The sequence below is a fragment of the Acinetobacter sp. M5A5_2a genome, from assembly GCF_053345265.1.
On record NZ_JBKEZV010000003.1, the window covers coordinates 368,516 to 390,780 of the forward strand.

The 22,265-nt window shown below is 38.1% G+C and carries 23 protein-coding genes, 1 tRNA gene and 1 pseudogene; 8 read left to right on the forward strand and 17 right to left on the reverse strand.

All coding sequences use genetic code 11. From position 1 onward, the window contains the following. Positions 1-76: 76 nt before the first annotated feature. From ACLBWE_RS06255 to map, 5 genes are all read right to left on the reverse strand, one after another. Positions 77-211: a hypothetical protein gene (locus tag ACLBWE_RS06255; protein WP_005039176.1), complete on the reverse strand. Its 135-nt coding sequence runs from the start codon at positions 209-211 to the stop codon at positions 77-79. Then, complete coding sequence (locus ACLBWE_RS06260) at positions 201-1,415, reverse strand: MFS transporter (RefSeq protein ID WP_447601784.1); 1,215 nt, start codon at positions 1,413-1,415, stop codon at positions 201-203. The genes ACLBWE_RS06255 and ACLBWE_RS06260 overlap by 11 nt, the downstream gene beginning before the upstream one ends. A 171-nt stretch (positions 1,416-1,586) precedes the next feature. After that, positions 1,587-2,933 carry an MFS transporter gene (locus ACLBWE_RS06265; protein ID WP_198495398.1) on the reverse strand — a complete coding sequence of 449 codons (1,347 nt, stop codon included), beginning with the start codon at positions 2,931-2,933 and terminating at the stop codon, positions 1,587-1,589. 414 nt (positions 2,934-3,347) lie between these two features. After that, entirely contained in the window at positions 3,348-4,421 is a 1,074-nt protein-coding gene (locus tag ACLBWE_RS06270) for an OmpW/AlkL family protein (protein ID WP_447601786.1), read from the reverse strand. Positions 4,422-4,624: 203 nt separating this feature from the next. Beyond that, positions 4,625-5,452 (reverse strand): type I methionyl aminopeptidase, encoded by an 828-nt coding sequence (gene map, locus ACLBWE_RS06275; protein WP_447601788.1) that lies wholly within the window; start codon positions 5,450-5,452, stop codon positions 4,625-4,627. Positions 5,453-5,662: 210 nt separating this feature from the next. On the opposite strand from map, the gene rpsB reads away from it, so the two are divergent. From rpsB to ACLBWE_RS06305, 6 genes are all read left to right on the forward strand, one after another. Continuing rightward, positions 5,663-6,415, forward strand: coding sequence for a 30S ribosomal protein S2 (gene rpsB, locus ACLBWE_RS06280; protein WP_003650626.1), 753 nt, complete (start codon positions 5,663-5,665; stop codon positions 6,413-6,415). Positions 6,416-6,553: 138 nt separating this feature from the next. Beyond that, complete coding sequence (gene tsf / locus ACLBWE_RS06285) at positions 6,554-7,429, forward strand: translation elongation factor Ts (RefSeq protein ID WP_447601791.1); 876 nt, start codon at positions 6,554-6,556, stop codon at positions 7,427-7,429. Positions 7,430-7,494: 65 nt separating this feature from the next. Next, the gene (locus ACLBWE_RS06290) at positions 7,495-7,980 is read left to right on the forward strand and encodes a DUF3465 domain-containing protein (RefSeq protein WP_447601793.1); all 486 of its coding nucleotides are present in this window, start codon (positions 7,495-7,497) and stop codon (positions 7,978-7,980) included. Positions 7,981-8,084: 104 nt separating this feature from the next. Continuing rightward, a complete protein-coding gene (locus ACLBWE_RS06295; protein ID WP_427961116.1) occupies positions 8,085-8,909 on the forward strand; it encodes an AraC family transcriptional regulator in 825 nt (274 codons plus the stop codon). 93 nt (positions 8,910-9,002) lie between these two features. Next, positions 9,003-9,719: an AzlC family ABC transporter permease gene (locus ACLBWE_RS06300; protein ID WP_092706270.1), complete on the forward strand. Its 717-nt coding sequence runs from the start codon at positions 9,003-9,005 to the stop codon at positions 9,717-9,719. Between the two features lies 1 nt (position 9,720). Beyond that, positions 9,721-10,038, forward strand: a complete 318-nt coding sequence (locus tag ACLBWE_RS06305; RefSeq protein ID WP_005046064.1) for an AzlD domain-containing protein — start codon at positions 9,721-9,723, stop codon at positions 10,036-10,038. A gap of 44 nt (positions 10,039-10,082) precedes the next feature. Here the strand turns inward: ACLBWE_RS06305 and ACLBWE_RS06310 are convergent, their stop codons facing one another. The 11 genes from ACLBWE_RS06310 to ACLBWE_RS06360 form a co-directional block, all read right to left on the reverse strand. Beyond that, a complete protein-coding gene (locus ACLBWE_RS06310; RefSeq protein ID WP_209734050.1) occupies positions 10,083-10,532 on the reverse strand; it encodes an Mpo1 family 2-hydroxy fatty acid dioxygenase in 450 nt (149 codons plus the stop codon). A gap of 569 nt (positions 10,533-11,101) precedes the next feature. After that, a complete protein-coding gene (locus tag ACLBWE_RS06315; protein ID WP_045430069.1) occupies positions 11,102-11,713 on the reverse strand; it encodes a septal ring lytic transglycosylase RlpA family protein in 612 nt (203 codons plus the stop codon). 289 nt (positions 11,714-12,002) lie between these two features. Next, on the reverse strand, positions 12,003-13,004 hold the full coding sequence (gene mltB / locus ACLBWE_RS06320) for a lytic murein transglycosylase B (protein ID WP_205468764.1): 1,002 nt from the start codon (positions 13,002-13,004) through the stop codon (positions 12,003-12,005). A gap of 19 nt (positions 13,005-13,023) precedes the next feature. After that, positions 13,024-14,166: a rod shape-determining protein RodA gene (gene rodA, locus ACLBWE_RS06325; RefSeq protein ID WP_348948280.1), complete on the reverse strand. Its 1,143-nt coding sequence runs from the start codon at positions 14,164-14,166 to the stop codon at positions 13,024-13,026. 127 nt (positions 14,167-14,293) lie between these two features. Beyond that, the gene (locus tag ACLBWE_RS06330) at positions 14,294-14,944 is read right to left on the reverse strand and encodes a hypothetical protein (RefSeq protein WP_447601799.1); all 651 of its coding nucleotides are present in this window, start codon (positions 14,942-14,944) and stop codon (positions 14,294-14,296) included. Between the two features lie 23 nt (positions 14,945-14,967). Next, on the reverse strand, positions 14,968-15,780 hold the full coding sequence (gene queF, locus ACLBWE_RS06335; protein ID WP_004643495.1) for an NADPH-dependent 7-cyano-7-deazaguanine reductase QueF: 813 nt from the start codon (positions 15,778-15,780) through the stop codon (positions 14,968-14,970). Beyond that, the gene (locus tag ACLBWE_RS06340; RefSeq protein ID WP_016137528.1) at positions 15,777-16,550 is read right to left on the reverse strand and encodes an ABC transporter permease; all 774 of its coding nucleotides are present in this window, start codon (positions 16,548-16,550) and stop codon (positions 15,777-15,779) included. The genes queF and ACLBWE_RS06340 overlap by 4 nt, the downstream gene beginning before the upstream one ends. Then, positions 16,547-17,482, reverse strand: a complete 936-nt coding sequence (locus ACLBWE_RS06345) for an ABC transporter ATP-binding protein (protein ID WP_003650650.1) — start codon at positions 17,480-17,482, stop codon at positions 16,547-16,549. Before ACLBWE_RS06345 ends, ACLBWE_RS06340 begins: the two co-directional genes overlap by 4 nt. Positions 17,483-17,598: 116 nt before the next feature. Beyond that, positions 17,599-17,675: transfer RNA gene (locus ACLBWE_RS06350), tRNA-Arg, on the reverse strand. A gap of 101 nt (positions 17,676-17,776) precedes the next feature. Beyond that, entirely contained in the window at positions 17,777-18,409 is a 633-nt protein-coding gene (locus ACLBWE_RS06355; protein WP_348948275.1) for a hypothetical protein, read from the reverse strand. 148 nt (positions 18,410-18,557) lie between these two features. Further along, positions 18,558-19,244 carry a 3'-5' exonuclease gene (locus ACLBWE_RS06360; protein WP_348948273.1) on the reverse strand — a complete coding sequence of 229 codons (687 nt, stop codon included), beginning with the start codon at positions 19,242-19,244 and terminating at the stop codon, positions 18,558-18,560. A gap of 250 nt (positions 19,245-19,494) precedes the next feature. On the opposite strand from ACLBWE_RS06360, the gene ACLBWE_RS06365 reads away from it, so the two are divergent. Further along, the gene (locus tag ACLBWE_RS06365; protein ID WP_348948271.1) at positions 19,495-20,724 is read left to right on the forward strand and encodes an alpha/beta hydrolase; all 1,230 of its coding nucleotides are present in this window, start codon (positions 19,495-19,497) and stop codon (positions 20,722-20,724) included. 92 nt (positions 20,725-20,816) lie between these two features. Here ACLBWE_RS06365 and ACLBWE_RS06370 read toward each other — a convergent pair. After that, a pseudogene (locus ACLBWE_RS06370) lies at positions 20,817-20,909 on the reverse strand (hypothetical protein); the annotation flags it as partial. 61 nt (positions 20,910-20,970) lie between these two features. On the opposite strand from ACLBWE_RS06370, the gene glyA reads away from it, so the two are divergent. Continuing rightward, entirely contained in the window at positions 20,971-22,224 is a 1,254-nt protein-coding gene (gene glyA, locus ACLBWE_RS06375) for a serine hydroxymethyltransferase (protein WP_003650657.1), read from the forward strand. The last annotated feature ends 41 nt before the right edge of the window (positions 22,225-22,265 follow it).

A 22,265-nucleotide genomic window follows, 5' to 3' on the forward strand; every position in this document is an offset into this window, starting at 1 on the left:
TTTTTTATTTGCATTAGATCATACGATTTTTATATTTTTATGACAGTTCTGAGGAGTGATTTACGTGCTTTATATTTTAGTGGGCACAAAACGCTTGGTTAAAATATTCAAATAAATCTGGTGTTTGTTTCCATAAAATTATAGAAAGCACCAAAAGCGCAGCTATGATAAAAGTCATAATTGTTTTCAAAAGTAAGGCATTATGCGTCATGAATAACTGCCTCCTCATTAACAAAGAAGTGTACGATTACCCCTAGTATACTTAAGGCTATAGAACATAGCCAAATCGCATTGTAATTACCTGTTAAGTCATGGTTAACGCCGCCAAGCCATCCACCAAAGAAAGAACCGACTTGATGGGTGAAAAACACAATACCACTCAGCATCGAAAGATATTTAACGCCAAACATATTTGCCACAATGCCATTTGTGAGCGGAACTGTAGAGAGCCATAAAAGGCCCATAATGACGCCAAAAGCATATACCGTATAAGTGCTTAAAGGTAATAGTAAAAAGGCAATGATTGCGATGCCACGGCTGCCGTAAAGCGCCATTAATAATTTAGGCTTTGAGAAGCGATCTCCTAACCAACCTGCACCGTAAGTTCCTACTACGTTAAATAGCCCCACCAATGCCAGAAATATAGTACCAGTAGCCGCGTCAAATCCATGGTCGATTAAATAGCCTGGCAAATGAACGCCTAAGAAGACAACTTGGAATCCACAAACTAAAAAGCCTAAAGCTAACCACCAGAAGGGCTTATGTTTTCTGGCAATGTTAAGCACTTGTTTAAATGTGAGTTGAGGTTGAGCAATTGCTTTTGGTGTTTGATTGCTTGACCCTTTTAACATAAGCGCTAGCGGAATAATAAAAGCAATTAATAGCGCACTCACCATTAGGGCTGCTGACCATCCCACCGTTTTAAGTAAGAGCAGGGTAGATGGCAACATAATGAACTGACCGAAAGATCCGGCAGCACTCGCAATCCCCATTGCCATACTTCGTTTTTCCGGAGGTGCAGCTCGACCTACTGCACTGAGTAAAACCGTAAATGAGGTTGCTGATAAAGCTAAGCCAATAATTAGCCCTAGACTCAAATTTAAAATTAAAATACTAGAACTAAAAGCCATTAAGAGTAGGCCGAGGGTATAAAGTAGCCCACCAATAGCGACTACAATTTTACTGCCATATTTATCGGCAATTGCACCGGTAAAAGGTTGAACGACTCCCCAGATCAGGTTTTGCATAGCAATAGCAAGGCTAAAAACATGTTGCCCCCAACCAAACTCATGACTCATCGGTACTAGATAGAGTCCGAAACCATGTCTGACTCCTAGAGAAAGAGCTAGAATAATTGCACTGCCAATCAACATATAGATGAGGGGCTGAGAAAATTGATTGCCAGTTTTAGTCATGATTAATGGAAAATTATAATAATGTGATGATTTATTGTAGAAGATATATCGAGTAATATCGATATATTTAGAGAGAATATTTAAGGCGGGCTAAAGAGTTAGTAGGGATTGTATTGCTTTATGCAAAAAGAGAAGAAGCAGAGCCAATTTGATCTCTGCTTCTTATAAAAATTAAGCTGCGGAATTACGTTCAAGTAATGCTTGTTCAAAAAGAACTTGTTCTTTTTCTTTATGTTCGGTGGTGAAGCGAATCAAAATTACGCTACAGCCTGCAACCATAACTAGACCACCTAAAATAAACAGGCAAGTTTGAACATCAAGCAATCCTTTCAGTAAGAAACCAGCTGCGACAGCACCCACATTGCCACCTGCACCAATAATTCCTGCAACGCCGCCTAATGCATTACGGTCAATAAACGGAACAAGTGCATAAGTTGCACCACAAGCCATATGAGTAAACAGTGCAAAAATGGTCATCGAAATGATTGCGAGAGCAACAGCATTCATTTGTGAGAAGAGTATTAAGAATAAACCTTCACCTAAGATCATGAGTACGAGCACTTTTGTACGACCATCTAATCCTTTTTTGAGCGCTACTTTATCGGAGATGATCCCGCCAAGTGCACGAGCAAATAATGCCAGCAAACCAAAGATTCCTGCAGTTAAACCTGCGGTTTTCAAATCCATTTTGAACTGATCAACATAGTACATTGCTGCAACGTTATGAATAAAAATCTCAATACCGAAACTTGCGCCATACGCTAAAAATAAAATCCAGACACGATAGTTACGAGCGGCTTGCATTAAAATTGCCGTACCACCTTTTTTACCACTACCAACCTCAATACCTTGTGCACGGACTTCTTTAAAGTTTCCTTGAGGACAATCTTGAGTTAATTTCCAGTAAAGAATGCCAACAATAACCATCATTACGCCAGGTACAATTAATGCCACACGCCATCCCATGGCTTGCTCAACACCAAACATCACAATTGCACCGAGCAATAAAGGCATTAAGGCTTGAGTTGCACCCCCACCAGCATTTCCCCAACCAGCCGCCGCTGCATTTGCTGTGCCTACAATGTTAGGAGCAAACATAATGCTTGTATGGTATTGGGTAATTACGAAGCTTGCGCCAATTGCGCCAATGAGTAAGCGAAAGAACAGAAAAGATTCATAACTATTGGCAGCAGCTACACCAAATACTGGAATACTGCCGACTAATAGGAGGGTGGTGTACGTAATGCGTGGACCATATTTATCGCAGAGTGGCCCGACAATAAGTCGAACTAAAATCGTAATGGCAACAGCAGCAATATTAATATTGGCAATTTGGTCTTTTGTTAATCCAAACTCACCTTTAATAACGGGCATTAATGGTGCACAAGCAAACCATGCGAAGAAACATACAAAGAAAGCGAGCCATGTCATGTGGAAGGCACGCATTGCTGGAGTTGAAAAACTGAATAATTTAATCTCAGTTGCTTTTTTTGCATCTAGATTTACATTTGAAGACATACGCCGTCCCCCTGAACTGAACGAAATTTAATTTGCATGGCAATAAGTTGCCTATCTGCAGACCGATCAGAGCGGACATCGTTGGCCGTCTTGGTTTATTCATTGAATCATCATTGATTCATCATGCAATGAATAAAGCAAAGGCCATGCCAAAAAATGAATTTTACTAAAAAGGAAAAATTACTTTCTAATTTTATTAAGTTAGTTTGTAGATATAAAAATAACTAAAAAAAGAAGATCGAAACGAGAGGAGGGTTATAAGAGTATAGGGAGTTAGTTTTATCTGTTGTGTTTATAAAAAATGCTCATTTTTTTAGCATTTTGATTTAAAAAGAAGCAATTTTTAGACGGAATAGATTGAAAGAAAGCTATAAAAACGTGCGTAAGTTTTTATAGCTTTCTATGATGCAAAAGTTAGAAGCGGTAACCGATCCCTGCATAACCTAAAATCGGGTTAATTTCGATATCCGCTTTTGCATTGATTAATTCACCATACTTGGCGTCGCTCACTGTAATGGTCGTATCTGTTTTTAAGTGAGCATAAGAGACAGAACCTACAGCGTACCATTTGTCATTAAAGTCATAGGTAAATCCTAAAGTTGCTACTGGAGCAATAGCATCCGATGCTTCAAGGTCAACTTTTGGATCACCAGAGCTAGTTTTTCTTTCCAAAGCTGCTCCTGCTTTCCCGTCTTTAATGTTTACAATCATATGGCCAGCATTGACTAAATCTTTCTCAATTTCTGGGTTCATTTCTAATTCGCTAAAATAGGCATACATCACACCTAGACCAACATAAGGTCTAAATTTATTTACGCCAGTTTTGCCAAAATGGTATTGAAACTCAAATGCTGGAGTCCAAGCGCGTGCTGAAGCGGCACTTCCATGTCCTTCAAGATCTGTAATGAAAAGATTATTATTAAGCTCCATAGAACCAGCAATTCCTCCCGCTGGTGTAGCGGTAGCTGAAAAAGGAGCATAAATTTTACCTTTACCTTGTAAATCAACTTTAGGAGGAATACCTGCTTTTACTTCTAAGGAAATGTTGTCTGTAAAAAAGTAATTGCTCATGAGTCCTAAAGTCGTAACATCATCTGCCTCTAAGCCAGTATTCTCGGCCTCCCATTGACTCAAACCTCGAACTTCAGCTGTTCCGCTTAACCAAGATGGAATTTCATCGGCACCTAATCCACCAAGAGTATCAATAAGTTTTTCAAGCACAATATTACTATTATCGTCTGAAATATTGTCCTGAATGGTTTTGATTTTAATATCTCCAACCTTGGATTTCTCATTCTCTTTAACAGAAGTATTAATTCTGAAAGGTTGAGCTTTTCCTGTAGGCTTGACATATAAGGGACCAGCTGAGACTGAAAAACGTTTGAAGCCATCACCATCTTTTAAACTAAAATATGGGGAAGCGGCAGAGGTGACTGTAGGCAGAGCAAAAAAGGCAGCTGTCATACAAAATAATGACTTTTTCATCATAAAAGGACTCCATGTCCGACATTTGTTTACTGATTTTTATTGAGCCAACCATACCGTGTTTTATTAAAATGATTGTTTATTAAAAATTAATAATTGTAATTTTTTTGAAATAATTGTTTATATTTAGCAATATTTATTAATTAAAAATACATAATAAATAATAAAAGGCTACATAAAGTAGCCTTTTATTAAATGTAGTTAAATTATTGGTTGAAGCGAGATAAGTCTTCTTCAGGGCGTGCAGTTAAAACTTCAATGCCCGTTTGAGTCACTAAAATAGTATGTTCATATTGAGCTGAAAGTTTATGGTCTTTCGTTACCACAGTCCATTTGTCGCCTAAGAGTTTAGTTTGCCATACGCCTGCATTTACCATAGGTTCAATGGTAAAAGTCATACCTGCTTCCAGACGCATACCGGTACCGGCTTGACCATAATGTAATACTTGAGGTTCATCATGGAAAACAGTTCCAATACCGTGACCACAATATTCACGCACTACACTAAAACGTTCTGATTCGACATATTTCTGGATTGCATGGCCAATATCACCTAAATATGAACCATCTTTAACAGTTGCCATACCTCGGTACATGGCTTCTTGAGCAACCTTGCATAGACGGTTAGCTAAAATAGAAGTTTCGCCACCAATGACATACATCATATTGGTATCACCGTGATAGCCATCTTTAATAACAGTTACGTCAATATTCAGGATGTCACCATTTTTTAAGATTTTATTTTCAGAGGGAATACCATGACAGACAACATGGTTAACCGAAGTACAAATAGAGTGCTGAAAAGCAGGGCGTCCAGGAGCGCCACCATAGCCGACACAGGCAGGAATAGCATGCTGTACATTTTCAATGTGGTTACGGCAAATGGTATCAAGTTCAAGTGTACTTACACCTGCCTTAATATAGGGCTTGATCATCTCTAGAACTTCAGCCGCCAGTCGTCCTGCAATGCGCATTTTTTCAATTTCATCTGGAGTTTTGATTAATCGACGTGGAGCTGTATAAGTACTGTTCATGATCTCTAAAAACTTTTGGTAATTTACAAGTGTCTATGGTATAAATAGCCGCCCATTTTATCAAATGCTTTTCGTGAATATCTTTTACGAACAATTTTGATAGATGGGGTAAAAAATCCGCACATATATCGTCACATTACTCTGGGTGCCTGTAAAAGGGTGGAGAATGCGGATATATGGAGGCCTAACCCAAAATTTAAGGTAAAGAAAATGGCAGATTACAACGTAAGCATGCGCGACCTTCTTCAAGCAGGCGCGCACTTTGGTCACCAAACTCGTTTCTGGAACCCAAAAATGCGTCAATACATTTTTGGCGCGCGCAACAAAATTCACATCATCAACCTTGAGCACACAGTTCCTGCGTTAAATGATGCTTTGAACTTCGCTAACCAATTAGCAAGCAAAAAGAACAAAGTTTTGTTCGTTGGTACAAAACGTGCTGCTTCTAACATCATCCGTGAACAAGCACAACGTGCGGGTCAACCATATGTTGATCACCGTTGGTTAGGTGGTATGTTGACGAACTGGAAAACTCTTCGCCAATCTATCAACCGTTTAAAAGATCTTCAAACTCAATCTCAAGATGGTACTTTTGCTAAGCTTACTAAACGTGAAGCTTTAGAGCGTACTCGTGAGATGGAAAAACTTGAACGTGCTTTAGGCGGCGTTAAAAACATGGGTGGTTTACCTGACGCATTATTCGTAATTGACGTGGATCACGAATCAATTGCGATTAAAGAAGCTAAAAACCTTGGTATTCCAGTAATCGGTATCGTTGATACAAACTCTAACCCAGACAACGTAGACTACGTTATTCCTGGTAATGACGATGCAATCCGTGCGGTTACACTTTATGCTTCTGCTATGGCTGATGCGATTCTTGCTGGTAAAGAATATGCTCAATCACAAGCAAATGCACAAGCTAAAGGCGAAGAAGCTGCTAAAGAAGCTCCAGAGGCTTAATGCGTTTTGACGCAGGCTTGTCATTTTTGCGACATGTAATGGTGGCAAATTAAGCGTCGAGAGTGCAAACGGCCCAGAGTTTCTTTGGGCCGTTTTTGTTGAAAAGATTTATTTTTCTACCGTATTTAGGAGAACAACATGACTGCAGTTACTGCGAGCATGGTAAAAGAATTACGTGACCGTACTGGTCTTGCAATGATGGAATGCAAAAAAGCATTAACAGAATCTAATGGTGATGTTGAATTAGCGATTGATAACCTTCGTAAATCAGGTCAAGCAAAAGCTGCTAAAAAAGCAGGTAACATTGCTGCTGACGGTGCAATCACAATCGTTCAAGAAGGCAATAAAGCGATTCTTTTAGAAGTAAACTGTCAAACTGACTTCGTTGCTAAAGACGAAAACTTTGCTGGTTTCTCTGCTAAAGTTGCTGCTGCTGCACTTGCTGCAAATGAAACTGATGCGACTAAAATTGCTGAATTGAAACTTGAAGATGGTACTACTGTTGAAGAAGCACGTATTGCTCTTGTTCAAAAAATCGGTGAAAACATCCAAGTTCGTCGCGCGAAAATCGTTGAAGGCGAAAGCTTGGCTATCTACAAACACGGTTTAAAAATCGGTGTTGTAGTTTCTTATACAGGTGATGCTGATACTGGTAAAGGTATTGCAATGCACGTTGCTGCATTCAACCCAGTTGCTGTAAATGCTGAAGCTGTTCCTGCTGACCTTATCGCTAAAGAAAAAGAAATTGCTGAAGCGAAAGCGTTAGAATCTGGCAAACCAGCTAATATCGTTGAAAAAATGGTAACTGGTTCTGTTGATAAATATTTGAACGAAGTTGCTCTTGATCGTCAAATGTATGTAATCGACAACGACAAAAAAGTTGCTGATGTATTAAAAGCAACTGGTACTACTGTTGCTAACTTCGTACGTTTCGAAGTTGGTGAAGGTATCGAGAAAAAAGTAGAACTTAGCTTCGCTGAAGAAGTTGCTGCTGCTCAAGCTGCTGCGAAGTAATTCGTATCACGATAAAAAAAGCCCCTTTGGGGCTTTTTTTATCTCGACTAAAATGAGGGCTTAGAATGGTAAATAAAAAAAATCTTAGTATTGGCAGTGTCATTATTTTATTGGTTGCTGCATATTTTGGTCTGGATTTATCTGGGCATAAGCAAAATCAATTACCGTCATCAACTATATCTGAAGCCCAGCATACAGAAACTAGATTACCAAGTAATGGAGTCGACAACATAAAAGCTGCTCATGAGCAGAGACAAAGTAATGTTCAAGTGCAGGGAAGTGGTCGAGTAAAAGCAATTTTAAGAGATGATAATGATGGGTCGAGACACCAGAAATTTATCCTTGTATTAAAAAATGGCCTTTCAATTTTAGTCGCACATAATATCGATTTAGCACCTAAAATTCCTAATTTAAAAAAAGGTGACGTGGTAGAGTTTTATGGTGAATATGAATACAACCCTAAAGGTGGTGTATTACACTGGACTCATCGTGATCCACAAAGTCGTCATGAAAGCGGTTGGCTCAAACATGATGGGCAAATCTATCAATAAAGCTGAATAAATTAATAAAGAGATTGTTTTTATAGAGCAATTTTATTCTATTCAGTTTCTTAAAACATGCTATGGTTTTTTTATTGAATGGATGAGACGTATTTATGCAGCGGGAGCAAGCCGATTATCTGCATGTGCGAGAGCTGGGCGGTTTAGAGTTATTAAAAGCACATTATCACCAAACGCAATTTTCGAAGCATACTCATGAAGGGTATTGTATTGGCGTGATTGAAGAGGGCGCACAGTCTTTTTTTAGGACAGGCCAGCTACATGTAGCTCCCAAAGGCGATATTATTTTAGTAAATGCTGACGAAATTCATACGGGCTCATCTGCTGTTGAGTCGGGTTGGCGATATCGAGCGATTTATCCCACACCTGAAATGTTGGCAGAAGTTAGCCAAGATTTTTTTGAAAATCCGCATGGTGCACCATGGTTTCCTCAAGCTGTGATTCGTGACTTGGGTTTGGCCCAACAACTTTGTTTACTCTTTGATTTATTAGAACAAAAAGATAATTTCTTACTCAAAGAAACAATGTATTTGTCTACTTTAGCCTGTCTAATGAAGCGACATGGTAAATCAAATCAGACTTTTTGTGAGTTGCCAGAGGCAAATTCCAAAATATTAAGAGTTAAAGAATTACTGGTAGAAATGCCTGAAACGAATTTTTCTTTGCAAGATCTGGCTGACATGGTGGGCTTGAGCGCATGGCATTTCTTAAGACAATTTAAAAAATATGTGGGCTTGCCACCTCATGCTTGGCTTGTTCAAGCGCGCTTACAAAAAGCAAGACAATTATTAAAACAGGGTGACCAAATTGCGATGGTGGCACAGCAGTGTGGCTTTTCTGATCAAAGCCATTTTAATCGCCACTTTAAAAAAGCAATGGGAGTGACACCAACTCAATATGTAGCTAGTCTAAATAACTAAATTATTAAAAATTTATTTACAGCAATTTTATTCAATATAAGTCGGCCTTCATCAAGCATTTTATAGAGATGCTTCTTATATTGGATTCTATATATGAATATTCAGCTTAATCAGTCGGTTGAGTTTCCAAAAAATAAGCCATCCTATCTTTTTTTGCGCGGTGCAATGGATATTTTACCGTTGTCAATTTCTGTTATTCCATGGGCAATTTTAGCAGGCTCTATGGCAATTCATGCAGGTTTATCTTTTTATAAGGCGCTTGCGATGTCAGGAATTGTCTTTGCTGGAGCAGCGCAATTAGTTAGCTTAAGCATGGTAATGGAAGGTGCATCCACTTTTACAATTTATGTGACGATTTTCTTTTTAACAGCTCAGCATTTTATTTATGCATTAACTTTAAGAAATGACATTTCTATTTTGCCTCTTTCGAAACGATTAAGTTTGGGTTTTTTATTAACAGATGAATTATTTGCGGTGTGTGCATCTGGTGAAAAAAGGCAGCCAGAATATCTGTTGGGTGCAGGTCTATCTTTTTATTTATTCTGGGTAGTGTTTAGCCTGGTAGGAATACTTTTAGCAACAGTGATTCCTGATTTATTAAATTATCATTTAGATTTTTCAATTGTAGCTATTTTCGTTGCCATGATCGTACCGTTATGTAAGGGGTTGCCTGTACTTGCTGGTGTGCTAATGACCTGTTTTAGCGGATTTTTCTTTAAATTTTATCAAGTTGAAGGGGCGATTTTACTTTCAGGATTACTAGGGATGTTGGTTGCTGTGTTAACTGAAAAAATAGAGAAGGAGCGATAATATGTCTTGGTTCATGATTTTAGGCTTGGCAGCAATCGTCTTTTTTAATCGTTATTATTTTTTAGAGCCTAACGTTAAAATTAAACTGCCTCTTATTATGAATAAGATGCTTAATTATTCTGCTCCCTGTTTATTAACAGCAATTTGTATTCCGGTTGTTTTTTTTGATGGCGATAATTTAAAAGGAGTTTTAGATAATTCTTATATTTATGCAGCAATCTTTTGTATTGTGATTTCCATTTATCTAAAAAGAGTGCTTTTAAGTGTTATCGCTAGTTTAGTTTTTTTCTATTTTATAAATTTTCTAATAAATCAGTAAAATGTAAAAAGCTGAATCGAGATGATCCAGCTTTAATTTAATCATTAGGAAAGAGCGTGTTTTTGTCTGCTTTTCCATTTAGGTAAGACTTTTCCTAGATAGGCATCCATGCACCAAACTGGTCCAATCAGTAGAAATTGTAAATCTTTAAAGAAAGATGGCTTTTTGCCCTCGATTTTATGGCCATAAAACTGTCCGACCCAAGCAACTACAAAAATAGCGATATAAAATCCTACTCCTACAGGTAGGGTGTAAATAAGCCACGCCATAACCACTAGTAAAGCAGCCATTGCAACAGCAAGTACAAGATCTAAACGTGCATAAAATACGAGAGTCAGTACAAGTAATAGAGCTGTGAGTAAAGCGCTGAAATGGGCAATGATTCCAATAATAGAAAATAAAATGGCAGGAACGCAGAGCCAGTGAATTTGTTTGTTGGTTGGGTTTTGATGGCTTTCGCTATATTCATCAAACCATTCTGTAATGGATTTCATTAATGGCACACTCCTTGTTTTAGCTTTGATTTATTTTTCTGAATATATTTTATCCTGTTCTTAAGGTGGGCGACAAGAAACCGGTATTATTCAACTATAGGAACTTGGCAATAAAGATTTAAAAAGAACATGAGAAAAACGTAATGTCTGGGTGATAGAAAAAGTACTCAATGTAACCTTGAGAATGATGCAATATTTCAGAATATTTTTTATAGGTTGCTAGATGATGAAATCATCAAAAAAAGTGTGATTTTGAGATAGGTGGGAAAATTGCATGAAAAAGCTCTACTTATCTACTCTAAAAACGCCATAATTAGCCTTAATTTTATAAAAATGGTACTAGGGTAGCGGAAATTTAATAAAGTCGCTCTAAGTGCAATTTAGAAGCAAAATAAGCTTGGATAAGATAAACGTACTTTTTTGTGTAAAAAATATTCAAATTTAAGGGTGGAGAAGGGCTAAAAAAGATAATTTTTTAAACCTAAGTTAGAAATTATTTTTATAGTTTAAAACATAAAAAAGCCGCAGAAAAAATTGCGGCTTTTTACATGAACTCTAGAGGCTATAACTTATGAAGTTGGACCATCAACACGTTCAATATTTACTTTTGCAGTTCCAGCATTGGTAATGCCAAGACGTTTAGCTGCACCGTATGATAGGTCAAGTACACGATTGCCATGGAAAGGACCACGGTCATTTACTTTTACAACCACACTTTTACCATTGTCTTTGTTGGTTACTCGGATGTAACAGTTCAATGGTAGGCTACGGTGAGCAGCAGTGAGAGCATTCATATCGAATGTTTCACCATTTGCTGTTTTACGACCATGGAATTGACGACCATACCATGAAGCCATGCCAGTTTGGCTAAACTTACGAACAGTGTTTGAAGCTACTGTGTTAAGTTTTTCAATCACTGAAGGCTCATCTTCAGGGATTTCAATTTTTGCTGCGATAGCTTGACGACGAATTTGGTCGCCAGAACGTTCAGTGATTGAAAGACTGTTAATGTTAGAAAAACGAGAATTAAAATTTTGAGTATCTTTACTCAATACACGAGCTGCTAAATTAGAGCCATCTACATCATTATTTAATGATGAAGATTGCACCATTTCAGCGTGCAATGGGGCCATACTTAAACTAGCCGTCAGTGCAAGAACGTATTTCAGCGATAACTGCATTTGTATAAACTCCTGAGAACATGTACTTTTTTCTTTCAGCGATTGACTGAAATTTAAAGTGAACATGTCTGATTATTCACTTTTGCAATTGCTACATTGGGGTGGATAATATTCATCGCTTACGGAGAGTGTCTAGTCTTTAACGAGAAATCGTTACAAAAAGGGCAAAAACTTACAGTTATGGGTTAAAAAATAATCAAAAGTGTAACAAAATATTAAATTTGTGCGTATTGTGATCTATTTAACAAAAATATTTATTGACTTTTACATAACTCATAAAAAAGCTAGCCTATCGGCTAGCCACTTCAGTGCCTAATAACCATACAGCAGTCGCATACATACGGCTCTTATTATAGGTCGTAATTACTTGAAAATTTGGGTAAGTTAAATAGTAAATCGGACCATTATAGTCTTGTAATTGAATAACATTTACCATATCCAGATCATCAATTTTAACTAAAGGATTTAATGGTGAGATGCCTAGTGTCTTTAATGCACCATATGGAAAAGGCTGAGTTAAATCTTTAGCAATAATACTTTCCGGATTTGATCCCGTGTAACGCGCCATAAAGCCGATAGGTTGATCGCGTTGCCATCCTTGTTTTGCTAAGTAGTTTGCGATTGAACCGATTGCATCTTCTGCAGAGTTTCTTAAGTCGATATGCCCATTACCGTCATAATCGACCCCATATTTACTAATATTGCTCGGCATAAACTGTGGATAGCCAATTGCACCTGCGTAGGAACCTACAATACTATTTGTTGGGTAACCTTCTTTATAAGTCCATGCAATAAGAGCTGCTAACTCATCACCAAAATATTCAGCACGGCGAGGGTAGCCAAAAGCAAGTGTGGCTAAGGCATCACGTGTAATAAAAGAACCTTTATTCGCGCCATAGCCTGTCTCAACACCCAAAATGCCCAAAATGACAGCTTGAGATACACCATATTGTTGTTCAGCGCGATTTAAAGCATCTGCATATTGGTTTTTAAAACGGACGCCACGTTGAATTGTCCCTTCAACCAAAAACATAGAACGATAGTCATACCAAGGTTTGCTTTCCCCTGGACGAGTCATAATATTTAGAATGTTTGGTAAATTTTTTGCACCATTCATGGCTGCATCAACTTGATCGCCACTTAACCCATAAGCGCTCATGGTTTTTTGTTTAAAATTTACATAATCAGGATGTGTTGCAAAATCGTTGGCCTGAGCGAAGTGACTTGTACTGATTAAACCAGTACACAAAGCGAGCATTTTTAAAGTTTTATTTAAGTGTTGAGACAACATATCGTTTTAAAATTCCAGATTATCGATGTGTATGAATGGACATGACTAAACCAAAGGTGGCCATTAAAGTAATAATAGCTGTTCCACCATAACTCATAAAAGGTAAAGGAACACCTACTACAGGTAAAATACCACTGACCATTCCCGCATTTACAAATACATAAACAAAAAAAGACAAACCAAAGGCGCCAGCAACTAAACGTCCATAGTTATGGAAGCTTTGTAAGCCGATTTGGAATGTTCTAAAAATAATAGCAAAATAAAGAATAACTAAAATAAGTACACCGATGAGCCCAAATTCTTCGGAATACGCGGCAATAATAAAGTCTGTATGACCTTCGGGTAAAAAGTGCAAATGTGATTGGGTACCTTCAAGAAATCCTTTACCCGAAAAACCACCAGAACCAATCGCAGTTTTAGATTGAATAATATTCCAACCTGTACCGAGTGCATCCGCCTCTGGGTCAAGCAACGTTAAAACCCTTTGACGTTGATAGTCGTGTAAAAGAAATTCCCACGCAATCGGAATGATGACCGCAGCGCACGCTCCTGCGGCACCGATCATACGCCATGATAGTCCACTTAAAAATAAAACAAATATGCCACTTGCTAGCACTAACACTGATGTCCCTAAATCGGGTTGTTCTGCAATTAGTAAAAAAGGAATACCAATTAACATTAAGGATAAAACAACTTGTGAAAAGCTAGGGGGAAGGGGTTTACGTGCTAAAAACCATGCAACCATCATGGGCATGCCGATTTTCATGAACTCACTGGGTTGGACACTTCCGAAACCGGGAATATCAATCCAGCGTTGAGCACCCATTCGGACTTCGCCAAACACCATGACTGCCACAAGTGAAAATAAGCCAAACAAATAAAAATATGGAGAAAAAGCTTGGTAGACCTTGGGCGGAATTTGGGCTAGACCAAACATAACTATAAAGCCAATACCAAAACTCATGGCTTGTTTACTCACTAACCCCACATCCTGTGCAGAAGCACTATATAGTACGGTTAAACCTAATAAAGCATTTAAGAGCAGAAATAGGCATAACCAAGGGTCAACATGGAGTTGTTGCCACTTTGATGGTTGCATAGCGGTGCTAAGACCATCTCGAGGAGCTTGGCGTAAAAATTTATATTGTGGGCTAGGAGACATGCGGCGTTAACTAAGGTCAATCAGTGCTTGGCGCATGCTAACATAAACGTGGTGAATGGCAATGTATATCAATATTTTGCAATAAAAAAACCTAGCTAACGCTAGGTTTCCGATAGTCTATTTTTTATTAGTTAAAGAATAGACCATCATGGTATTCAGCCATCGCTTTAAGTTCAGTGCGATTTAAGCTTGGAATCAGTTTGTCGATTGCAATGTGAACAGCTTTTGTTACGGCTGCTGCACCAATATCTGCTGCTTTACGTTTGATCATACCGAGGTCTAATGTTTTATTAAAATCAGACATGAAGTGTTTGATCATCGTATCGCCGAACTGTTTATATAATTCAGCTAAAGCAGCTTTATTAATGTCATTTCCTGCTTCAAGCTCAGTAAAGTTATGCTTAAGGTTAGTCACTAAACCTGCATCTAAATTTACGCCTACTTTGTATTGACCTTGTGGGTCTTTAAATAAGCTTTTTTCAGAGAACTCAACTGATTGTTTAACTACATCGTTAGGTGCTTTGCTTAACAGTTGCTTTAAAAGGACAGCAACGGTTGATTTGACATAACCTGCTAGTTTTTCGGCAGTATCGCGCTTTTCACTTGTAGGAAAATGCTGAACTAACTGAATCAAGACATTATCAATAATTTCTTCATTAAGTTGTAAAGCAATCTTATCGCGAAGTGGATATAAAGGTTCACTAGAATTTTTATTCGCAATTCCAGTCTGCATATCGTTCAATAAGCCTTCAGAAGGGGTAAAACCAAAAAACGGCATGGTATATCCTCAAATTATTCGTTTTATTGTCGTGCCAATCGAATCGGTTTTGGCATCCATGAAAGATCCGATACTCGGCAAGGGTTAATATCAAGTCCGCCGCGACGAGTATAAGTTGCATAAACCATCAGCTTTTCAGGCTGTAGATTTTGCCAAATATCGGCAAAGATCTGCTCAACACACTGTTCGTGAAAGCCGTTATGCTGACGGTACGAGATAATATAAGCTAAAACACTACGATAACAAGGTTTTTTGCCTTTAAAACGAATAAAAACTGTACCCCAATCCGGTTGTCCGGTGACTGGGCAGTTACTTCTTAAAAGATGAGAATACAATTCAACTTCGACTTCTTCACCAGAATCATCGAGTTTTAAAAGAGTGGCATCAGGATGCTGCTCTAAACGCTCTGGAGTGAGGTCATCAACACAAATACCTTGAGGCTTAGAAATCTCTAAATCATCTACTTGAAATAGGGTTAACTCAACTTTTGCACCAGCCGCAGCAGAGAGATCTTTTTCAACAGTTTCAATAAATGATTGTTTAGACTCAAACTGAGTGAAGTTAAGACTATTGAAGTAAAGTTTTAATGACTTAGATTCAATCAAATTCGGTGAAGATGCAGGCAGTGTAATTCTGCCAATAGCAACTTGCGGAATAGCATGAGCGTTTAACCATGAAATTTCAAAAACATGCCACCAATCTTTACCTTGTGTGATGCCTTCAATATGCGAGTAGGCTTCACGAGACTGAGCACGAGCAATTGGAAATAAAACATCAGGTTGATAATTAGTTGGATATTGGGTTTCTTTACCCAATAAAGACTGTTCGACACTCATTCACGCATTCCTGAACCACGAGCAAGTAAATAGTAAGCAATTCCGTAAAGTACAACACAGCATGATGTCACAATGATTAAAGAGAATGAAACATTCACATCACTATGACCTAAAATGCCGAAACGGAAAGCATTAACCATATAAACAATAGGGTTAATTAAAGAAAGTTTTTGCCAAAAAGGACCAAGGGAACTAATGGCATAAAACACACCACCTAAATAAGTTAAGGGTGTAAGAACAAAGGTTGGAATAATAGAAATATCATCAAATGATTTTGCATAGACTGCATTAATAAAACCACCTAATGAGAAAAGAACCGAAGTAATTAAGACTGTATATATAGTTACGAACCAGTTGTGTATGAAAAGGTCAGTAAAGAACATGCTCATTGCAGTTACAATTGTGCCAACTAATACACCACGGCAAATACCACCAATCACATAGCCCCACAAAATAATATGTAGTGGCACAGGACTCATGATGAGTTCTTCAATGCTTTTTTGGAATTTTACGCTAAAGAAACTGGAAGACACGTTGGCATAACTATTAGTAATGACAGCCATCATAATTAAGCCAGGCACAATAAATTGCATATAGCTCACGCCACCCATTTGTCCAATGCGTGAACCAACCAAATTACCAAAAATGACAAAGTACAAACTCATTGTAATTGCTGGTGGTAATAAGGTTTGTGGCCAAATACGTAGAAAACGGCGTACTTCTTTACGAACGATGGTCCAGAGAGCAATTTGCAGTTGGCTAAAATTCATTTTGCCTCTCCTTCAAGATTTTTCTCGACCATTTTGACAAATAACTCTTCTAAACGGTTCGATTTATTACGCATGCTGTGAACACGAATACCTTGAGATTCTAATAACTGGAATAGGTCATTCAATGTGTGCGCTCTATCCATCGTAACTTCTAAAGTATTGCTATCAATTAAGTTGAACTTGACACCAATAATGTTTAACTGGAGCGGCCCAATCGGTTCGGCTAAATCAAAGATAAATGATTCTTCATTGAGCTGATTAAGGAAGCTCTTCATGCTGGTATCTTCTTTAATTACACCACGGTCAATAATCGCAATGCGACGACACAACATTTCTGCTTCTTCTAAATAGTGGGTCGTTAAAATAATAGAAGTACCGCTTTCGTTCATTTCGGTTAGAAAATCCCACATAGAACGGCGTAATTCAATATCTACACCAGCAGTAGGTTCATCTAAAATAAGAAGTTTAGGCTCATGCATCATGGCACGGGCAATCATCAGACGGCGTTTCATACCGCCAGACAGCATACGTGCTTGTATATTACGTTTTTCCCACAAACCGAGTTTTTCTAAATAATGTTCGGCACGTTTTTCTGCAATCTTTTTATGGATACCGTAGTAGCCAGCTTGAGTGACTAAAATATCGAATGTTTTTTCAAACTGCCCGAAGTTAAATTCTTGAGGAACGACGCCAAGCTGCTGTTTTGCCAGAGAAGGATGGGTATCGAGGTTGTGCCCAAAAATCTCAACTGTTCCTGAGGTTTTTTTTGTGAGGGAGCTGATAATACCAATGGTTGTTGATTTGCCGGCACCATTTGGGCCTAACAACGCATAAAATTCACCTTCAGGCACAGTGAGGTTAATACCTTTTAACGCCTGAAAACCATTACGATATGTTTTGGACAAATCTCTTAAAACCAAAGCATCAGTCATGAAATTCTCACATTATGAAAGAGGGGTATATTTTGAGCGATAATGATTAATAAACCAAGTAAAATAGTCGGAATTTTATAAAATTAAGATAAATTGAGAAATTATTATATAAAAGCTGGTGCGCCCGGCGGGGATCGAACCCACGACCCCAGGTTTCGGAAACCTGTACTCTATCCAACTGAGCTACGAGCGCATGTGTGGGGCACATCATAGGAAAAAAACACTTGCAGGTAAAGCACGAAATACGTGCCAAGTGATTTTAATGCTTAATTAAACAGCAAGTTGTTCAATATTTTATATGCTTTGTGAAAGAAGCTGAATTGAATAGTTAATTGTACGTAAAGCACTTGCAAGTTCTTGAGGGGGAATGCGTGATTCTTGTAAATTAGTAATCCATTGCATTTGACATAATTTAAGCTCTTGTATTGTTGAAGTTTTCTCTATTTTTTGAACAAGCGGTTTAGTCATTAGTCCGCAATAGCTGTTAAGTGTTTTTATCATTAACTGTTGTATTTCTTCGAAAGAAAGAGCCTCAGAAGATATTACTGGTTGAAAATATGTAGTATTGGACTGATCTAAAGTTTTTTGCTCGGAAAGCTGGATTTCTCCAACAAGATGAGCAGAATGCGGTATAGAGCTAACAACAGATTCTTTTTGATTTTCTTCTACTTTATTTATGGCTGATGTTTTTAAAATAATTTCTTCATTAGTAGATGTTTCGGTAGAGGCAATTGGGGCAATAAGTTCTAAGTCGATAAGCTGTTGAATCAGCTCTGGAGAAGCAATACGTTTTTTAAATTCACCATTTAAGTTCTGAAAATCTTCATGGTCTATTAAGAGTAATAAACGTCTTTGTTTCGCATTTAAAACAATATTGCGTTGTTGAAGCGCAACTCTTCCCAAATTGGTTCTATAAAAACCAGCCATTGCTTTTCCCCAATATAAAAAATAAATCAGACTGTCCAATCTTCTGAGTTGAACAGTACTGTTTTTAATAAAATATAAATGGGGTTAATAATAAAACTTAAAAATGACAATATGATGAATAATCTATAAATATCATTTGGTTAAAATCTTAAAAGGCACTTTCTAATGCTTTGCGAAGATAGATATCAAGCTCATCTTGGCGTAATAGCCATTGAATATAGTCTTTAGGAAGTTCAGCAATTGCTGTGCCTTTATGCTTACCAAAGTTAACAGTCGTGGGGATACGTGCTTCTTCAGAAACTCGGTAGAGCTCTTCAATATCTTGAATATTTAAATGATAGACAATATGCATCAAAATATTAGCAGTCAAAATAATATCGGCATCGGCACGGTGAGCACCTTTAAGCATTTCCCGGGCTTTGCTGCTGCCTTGAGAAATCATATAGATGAGTGCTGAGATATTATGAGCCTCTGCATCTGCCCAAACTTTACGTGCCAAAGCCAAAGTACAAATCGGTTTAATATTTGATACATCCGCACCGCAACGAGCAATCGCGGCAATATCGTAATCAATATTGTGGCCAATAATATAAGTTGTAGTCTCTGGCAATTTAAAGGTTTTATAGTGAGGCTGGTTTTCTAAATCTGTTTCTAATATGTGGTGTACTGCCATCGCAGCATAAGAGATAGGCGCACCCACTTGATATAACTGATCAAACAATTTGCTTTTATCTAAGGTGAGTTTGCCTTCTTTAAGTTCGATCGGGGCATACGCAATTTCAATAGGCAAACCATTTAGTGTATGTGTTTCTGTATCTAAAATAATGGCTTGCATATTTGGCCCTTTAAATAATTACGAGTAGCTATGAATGGTAACAGTTGGCTATTCACTTTAAAACATGGAGTAGAGCCAGAAATTAGCGAGAACGTCAATTTATATTAAAAATAAAGTTTTCATAGATTAATTTCATCCAATAGAACTTGCGAAAAATAAAGATTAGGCGTAATTGTTTTTAAGACATTAGAAAATGTTGATTAAAAAAACTAAAGCACAACAAAAATGGAATTTAAGGGAAGATATACCAATGAAAATGAAACTGTTCATGGCCAGTGTTTTCAGCACGAGTTTATTTTTAGTCGCCTGTGGAGGAGGGAGTAGTGACGATGACTCACCGATTGTTGATGCATCCGGTACTCCTGCCAACAACATACAAAATCCAGTTGTTAAAGTTGATGCTTACACCAGTACCAACTTAGGATCAGTTGCTGCAGAAAGTAGTATTTTGACTTATAAAATGTTGGGCCAAAGTGGGCAAGAGGTGCAGGCAACCAGTTTGGTATTCACACCAAATACACCACCACCAGCAGGCGGTTGGCCAATTGTGGTTTGGGCACATGGCACTACGGGTGTGGCAGATGCCTGTGCGCCAAGTAAGGCAGCTTTAACAGACAGTACAAAAGATTTAATTAGTAAGTTACTTGCAGCTGGTTATGTTGTTGTCGCACCTGACTATGAAGGTTTAGGTACTCCAGGCATACATCCATTTTTAAATGTTAAAAGTGAGGCTTTCTCAATTACGGATGCTGTAGTTGCAACACGTAATTATTTATTACAGCGTAATTTATTAACTTCAAAAAAATGGCTTACAGTCGGACATTCCCAAGGGGGGAATGCTGCGTTAGGTGCTGCACAATATGCGAGTCGTGCGCAGCTAGACTATAAAGGTACGGTAGCGGTAGCACCTGCTTCTAATTTAGGGAATATTTTAGTAGCTGGAGAGGCACAAGTTGCGAATGCACCGATAGACATTAAAATTGGAACCTATGCACAGCTTGATACATATACAGCTCTGGTTGCAGCTGGTATTCGCAACACACAACCGAGCTTTGATTATGGACAAGTATTTACTTCACAAATCTCAGGTACTGCCGCACAAGCAGAAACAATTTGTGCTGGGCCTTTGGAGGATGCTTTTATAAAAGCTATGGATGATTATAAAAAAGCTAATGGTGGGACACTTGATGGTTACACACGTACACAACCTAACTTTATGGCAGTACCATTGGTTAAAACATTCTTAGATAAAGATTCGCAGCCGCTACAAGCAAAAGTATCTACACCAATCATCATTTATCAGGGGCTAGCAGATACAACAGTTCCTAAATTAGCAACTGATCTATTGATATTTAATGCTACTACCGTAGGCACTAAAATTAATAGTTATGTGACTGGTAACTGGGACCATAATACAGCGATGACTAGTAATGTGGACAACATTGTTGGAAATGTTCAGACTTTGCTAACAGCTCAATAGAGTTATTGATATTTAAAGTATTTTTAACATTATTTTAATCTAGGGTTAACGATGAAAAAATTTAAAATATAAGCTTTAAACCAGCTTTTTTATTGATTTATAAACAATGGCTCATTTTTTATAAAACTTGAGCCATTTTTATTTAAAACTGAGCTAACTTCATTCTGTTTAATTATAAAGTTCATGCTACAATATGTCGCAATCTTAGCACGGCTTAAAAGCCCTAATTTTATAGGACCCCCGCTAATGTTTGCCAATATTTCCATTTCTGAATTTGATCCAGAATTAGCTCAAGCAATTGCTTCTGAAGGTGAGCGTCAAGAAGCACATATCGAGTTAATTGCTTCTGAAAACTATTGCTCTCCTGCTGTGATGGAAGCGCAAGGATCAAAACTTACGAATAAATATGCAGAAGGTTATCCAGGTAAACGCTATTATGGCGGTTGCGAATATGTGGATATCATTGAGCAAATGGCGATTGATCGTGCTAAAGAACTTTTTGGTGCAGATTACGCAAACGTTCAACCACACGCTGGCTCACAAGCTAACTCTGCTGTTTATCTAGCGCTTCTTAATCCAGGCGATACTGTTTTAGGTATGAGCTTGGCTCACGGTGGTCACTTGACTCACGGTGCAAAAGTAAGCTTCTCTGGTAAAACTTATAACGCGGTTCAGTATGGTCTAAACTCTGAAACTGGCGAGATAGATTACGAAGAAGTTGAACGTTTAGCATTAGAGCACAAGCCACGTATGATCGTTGCTGGTTTCTCTGCTTATAGCCGTGTTGTAGATTGGCAACGTTTCCGTGACATCGCGGACAAAGTTGGCGCTTATCTTTTTGTTGATATGGCTCACGTTGCAGGTCTTGTAGCTGCGGGTGTATATCCAAACCCAGTTCAAATTGCTGACGTAACCACAACTACGACTCACAAAACACTTCGTGGTCCACGTTCTGGTTTAATCCTTGCGAAAGCGAATGAAGAAATCGAGAAAAAACTTCAATCAGCTGTATTCCCTGGTAACCAAGGTGGTCCATTGATGCATGCGATTGCTGCTAAAGCAATCTGCTTCAAAGAAGCAATGTCTGATGACTTCAAAGCTTACCAACAACAAGTTGTGAAAAATGCTCAAGCTATGGCTGAAGTATTAATCGCTCGTGGTTATGACGTTGTTTCTGGCGGTACTGACAACCACTTGTTCTTGTTATCTTTAATTAAACAAGACGTAACTGGTAAAGAGGCAGATGCTTGGTTAGGTGCTGCTCACATTACTGTTAACAAAAACTCAGTTCCAAATGATCCACGCTCTCCATTTGTGACTTCTGGTATCCGTATCGGTACTCCAGCAGTAACAACTCGTGGTTTCGGTGAAGCTGAAGTACGTGAACTTGCTGGTTGGATCGCTGATGTGATTGACAGCAAAGGTGACGAAAAAGTTATTGCTGACGTAAAAGCGAAAGTTGAAACTGTTTGTGCAAAATTCCCTGTATACGCACAATAAGTTGTAGATATAAAAAAAGCGCCATATGGCGCTTTTTTTAT

Excerpts from the sequence above, each read along its gene's own strand:
- ACLBWE_RS06310 (WP_209734050.1), bottom strand. The coding sequence starts at position 10,532 with ATGAAATCCATTACAGAATGGTTTGATGAATATAGCGAAAGCCATCAA.
- glyA (WP_003650657.1), top strand. The coding sequence starts at position 20,971 with ATGTTTGCCAATATTTCCATTTCTGAATTTGATCCAGAATTAGCTCAA.
- ACLBWE_RS06365 (WP_348948271.1), top strand. The coding sequence starts at position 19,495 with ATGAAAATGAAACTGTTCATGGCCAGTGTTTTCAGCACGAGTTTATTT.
- mltB (WP_205468764.1), bottom strand. The coding sequence starts at position 13,004 with ATGTTGTCTCAACACTTAAATAAAACTTTAAAAATGCTCGCTTTGTGT.
- ACLBWE_RS06315 (WP_045430069.1), bottom strand. The coding sequence starts at position 11,713 with ATGCAGTTATCGCTGAAATACGTTCTTGCACTGACGGCTAGTTTAAGT.
- ACLBWE_RS06340 (WP_016137528.1), bottom strand. The coding sequence starts at position 16,550 with ATGAATTTTAGCCAACTGCAAATTGCTCTCTGGACCATCGTTCGTAAA.
- tsf (WP_447601791.1), top strand. The coding sequence starts at position 6,554 with ATGACTGCAGTTACTGCGAGCATGGTAAAAGAATTACGTGACCGTACT.
- map (WP_447601788.1), bottom strand. The coding sequence starts at position 5,452 with ATGAACAGTACTTATACAGCTCCACGTCGATTAATCAAAACTCCAGAT.
- ACLBWE_RS06290 (WP_447601793.1), top strand. The coding sequence starts at position 7,495 with ATGGTAAATAAAAAAAATCTTAGTATTGGCAGTGTCATTATTTTATTG.
- rpsB (WP_003650626.1), top strand. The coding sequence starts at position 5,663 with ATGGCAGATTACAACGTAAGCATGCGCGACCTTCTTCAAGCAGGCGCG.
- ACLBWE_RS06360 (WP_348948273.1), bottom strand. The coding sequence starts at position 19,244 with ATGCAAGCCATTATTTTAGATACAGAAACACATACACTAAATGGTTTG.
- ACLBWE_RS06305 (WP_005046064.1), top strand. The coding sequence starts at position 9,721 with ATGTCTTGGTTCATGATTTTAGGCTTGGCAGCAATCGTCTTTTTTAAT.
- ACLBWE_RS06270 (WP_447601786.1), bottom strand. The coding sequence starts at position 4,421 with ATGATGAAAAAGTCATTATTTTGTATGACAGCTGCCTTTTTTGCTCTG.
- ACLBWE_RS06300 (WP_092706270.1), top strand. The coding sequence starts at position 9,003 with ATGAATATTCAGCTTAATCAGTCGGTTGAGTTTCCAAAAAATAAGCCA.
- ACLBWE_RS06265 (WP_198495398.1), bottom strand. The coding sequence starts at position 2,933 with ATGTCTTCAAATGTAAATCTAGATGCAAAAAAAGCAACTGAGATTAAA.
- queF (WP_004643495.1), bottom strand. The coding sequence starts at position 15,780 with ATGAGTGTCGAACAGTCTTTATTGGGTAAAGAAACCCAATATCCAACT.
- ACLBWE_RS06330 (WP_447601799.1), bottom strand. The coding sequence starts at position 14,944 with ATGCCGTTTTTTGGTTTTACCCCTTCTGAAGGCTTATTGAACGATATG.
- ACLBWE_RS06260 (WP_447601784.1), bottom strand. The coding sequence starts at position 1,415 with ATGACTAAAACTGGCAATCAATTTTCTCAGCCCCTCATCTATATGTTG.
- rodA (WP_348948280.1), bottom strand. The coding sequence starts at position 14,166 with ATGTCTCCTAGCCCACAATATAAATTTTTACGCCAAGCTCCTCGAGAT.
- ACLBWE_RS06345 (WP_003650650.1), bottom strand. The coding sequence starts at position 17,482 with ATGACTGATGCTTTGGTTTTAAGAGATTTGTCCAAAACATATCGTAAT.
- ACLBWE_RS06255 (WP_005039176.1), bottom strand. The coding sequence starts at position 211 with ATGACGCATAATGCCTTACTTTTGAAAACAATTATGACTTTTATCATA.
- ACLBWE_RS06295 (WP_427961116.1), top strand. The coding sequence starts at position 8,085 with ATGCAGCGGGAGCAAGCCGATTATCTGCATGTGCGAGAGCTGGGCGGT.
- ACLBWE_RS06355 (WP_348948275.1), bottom strand. The coding sequence starts at position 18,409 with ATGGCTGGTTTTTATAGAACCAATTTGGGAAGAGTTGCGCTTCAACAA.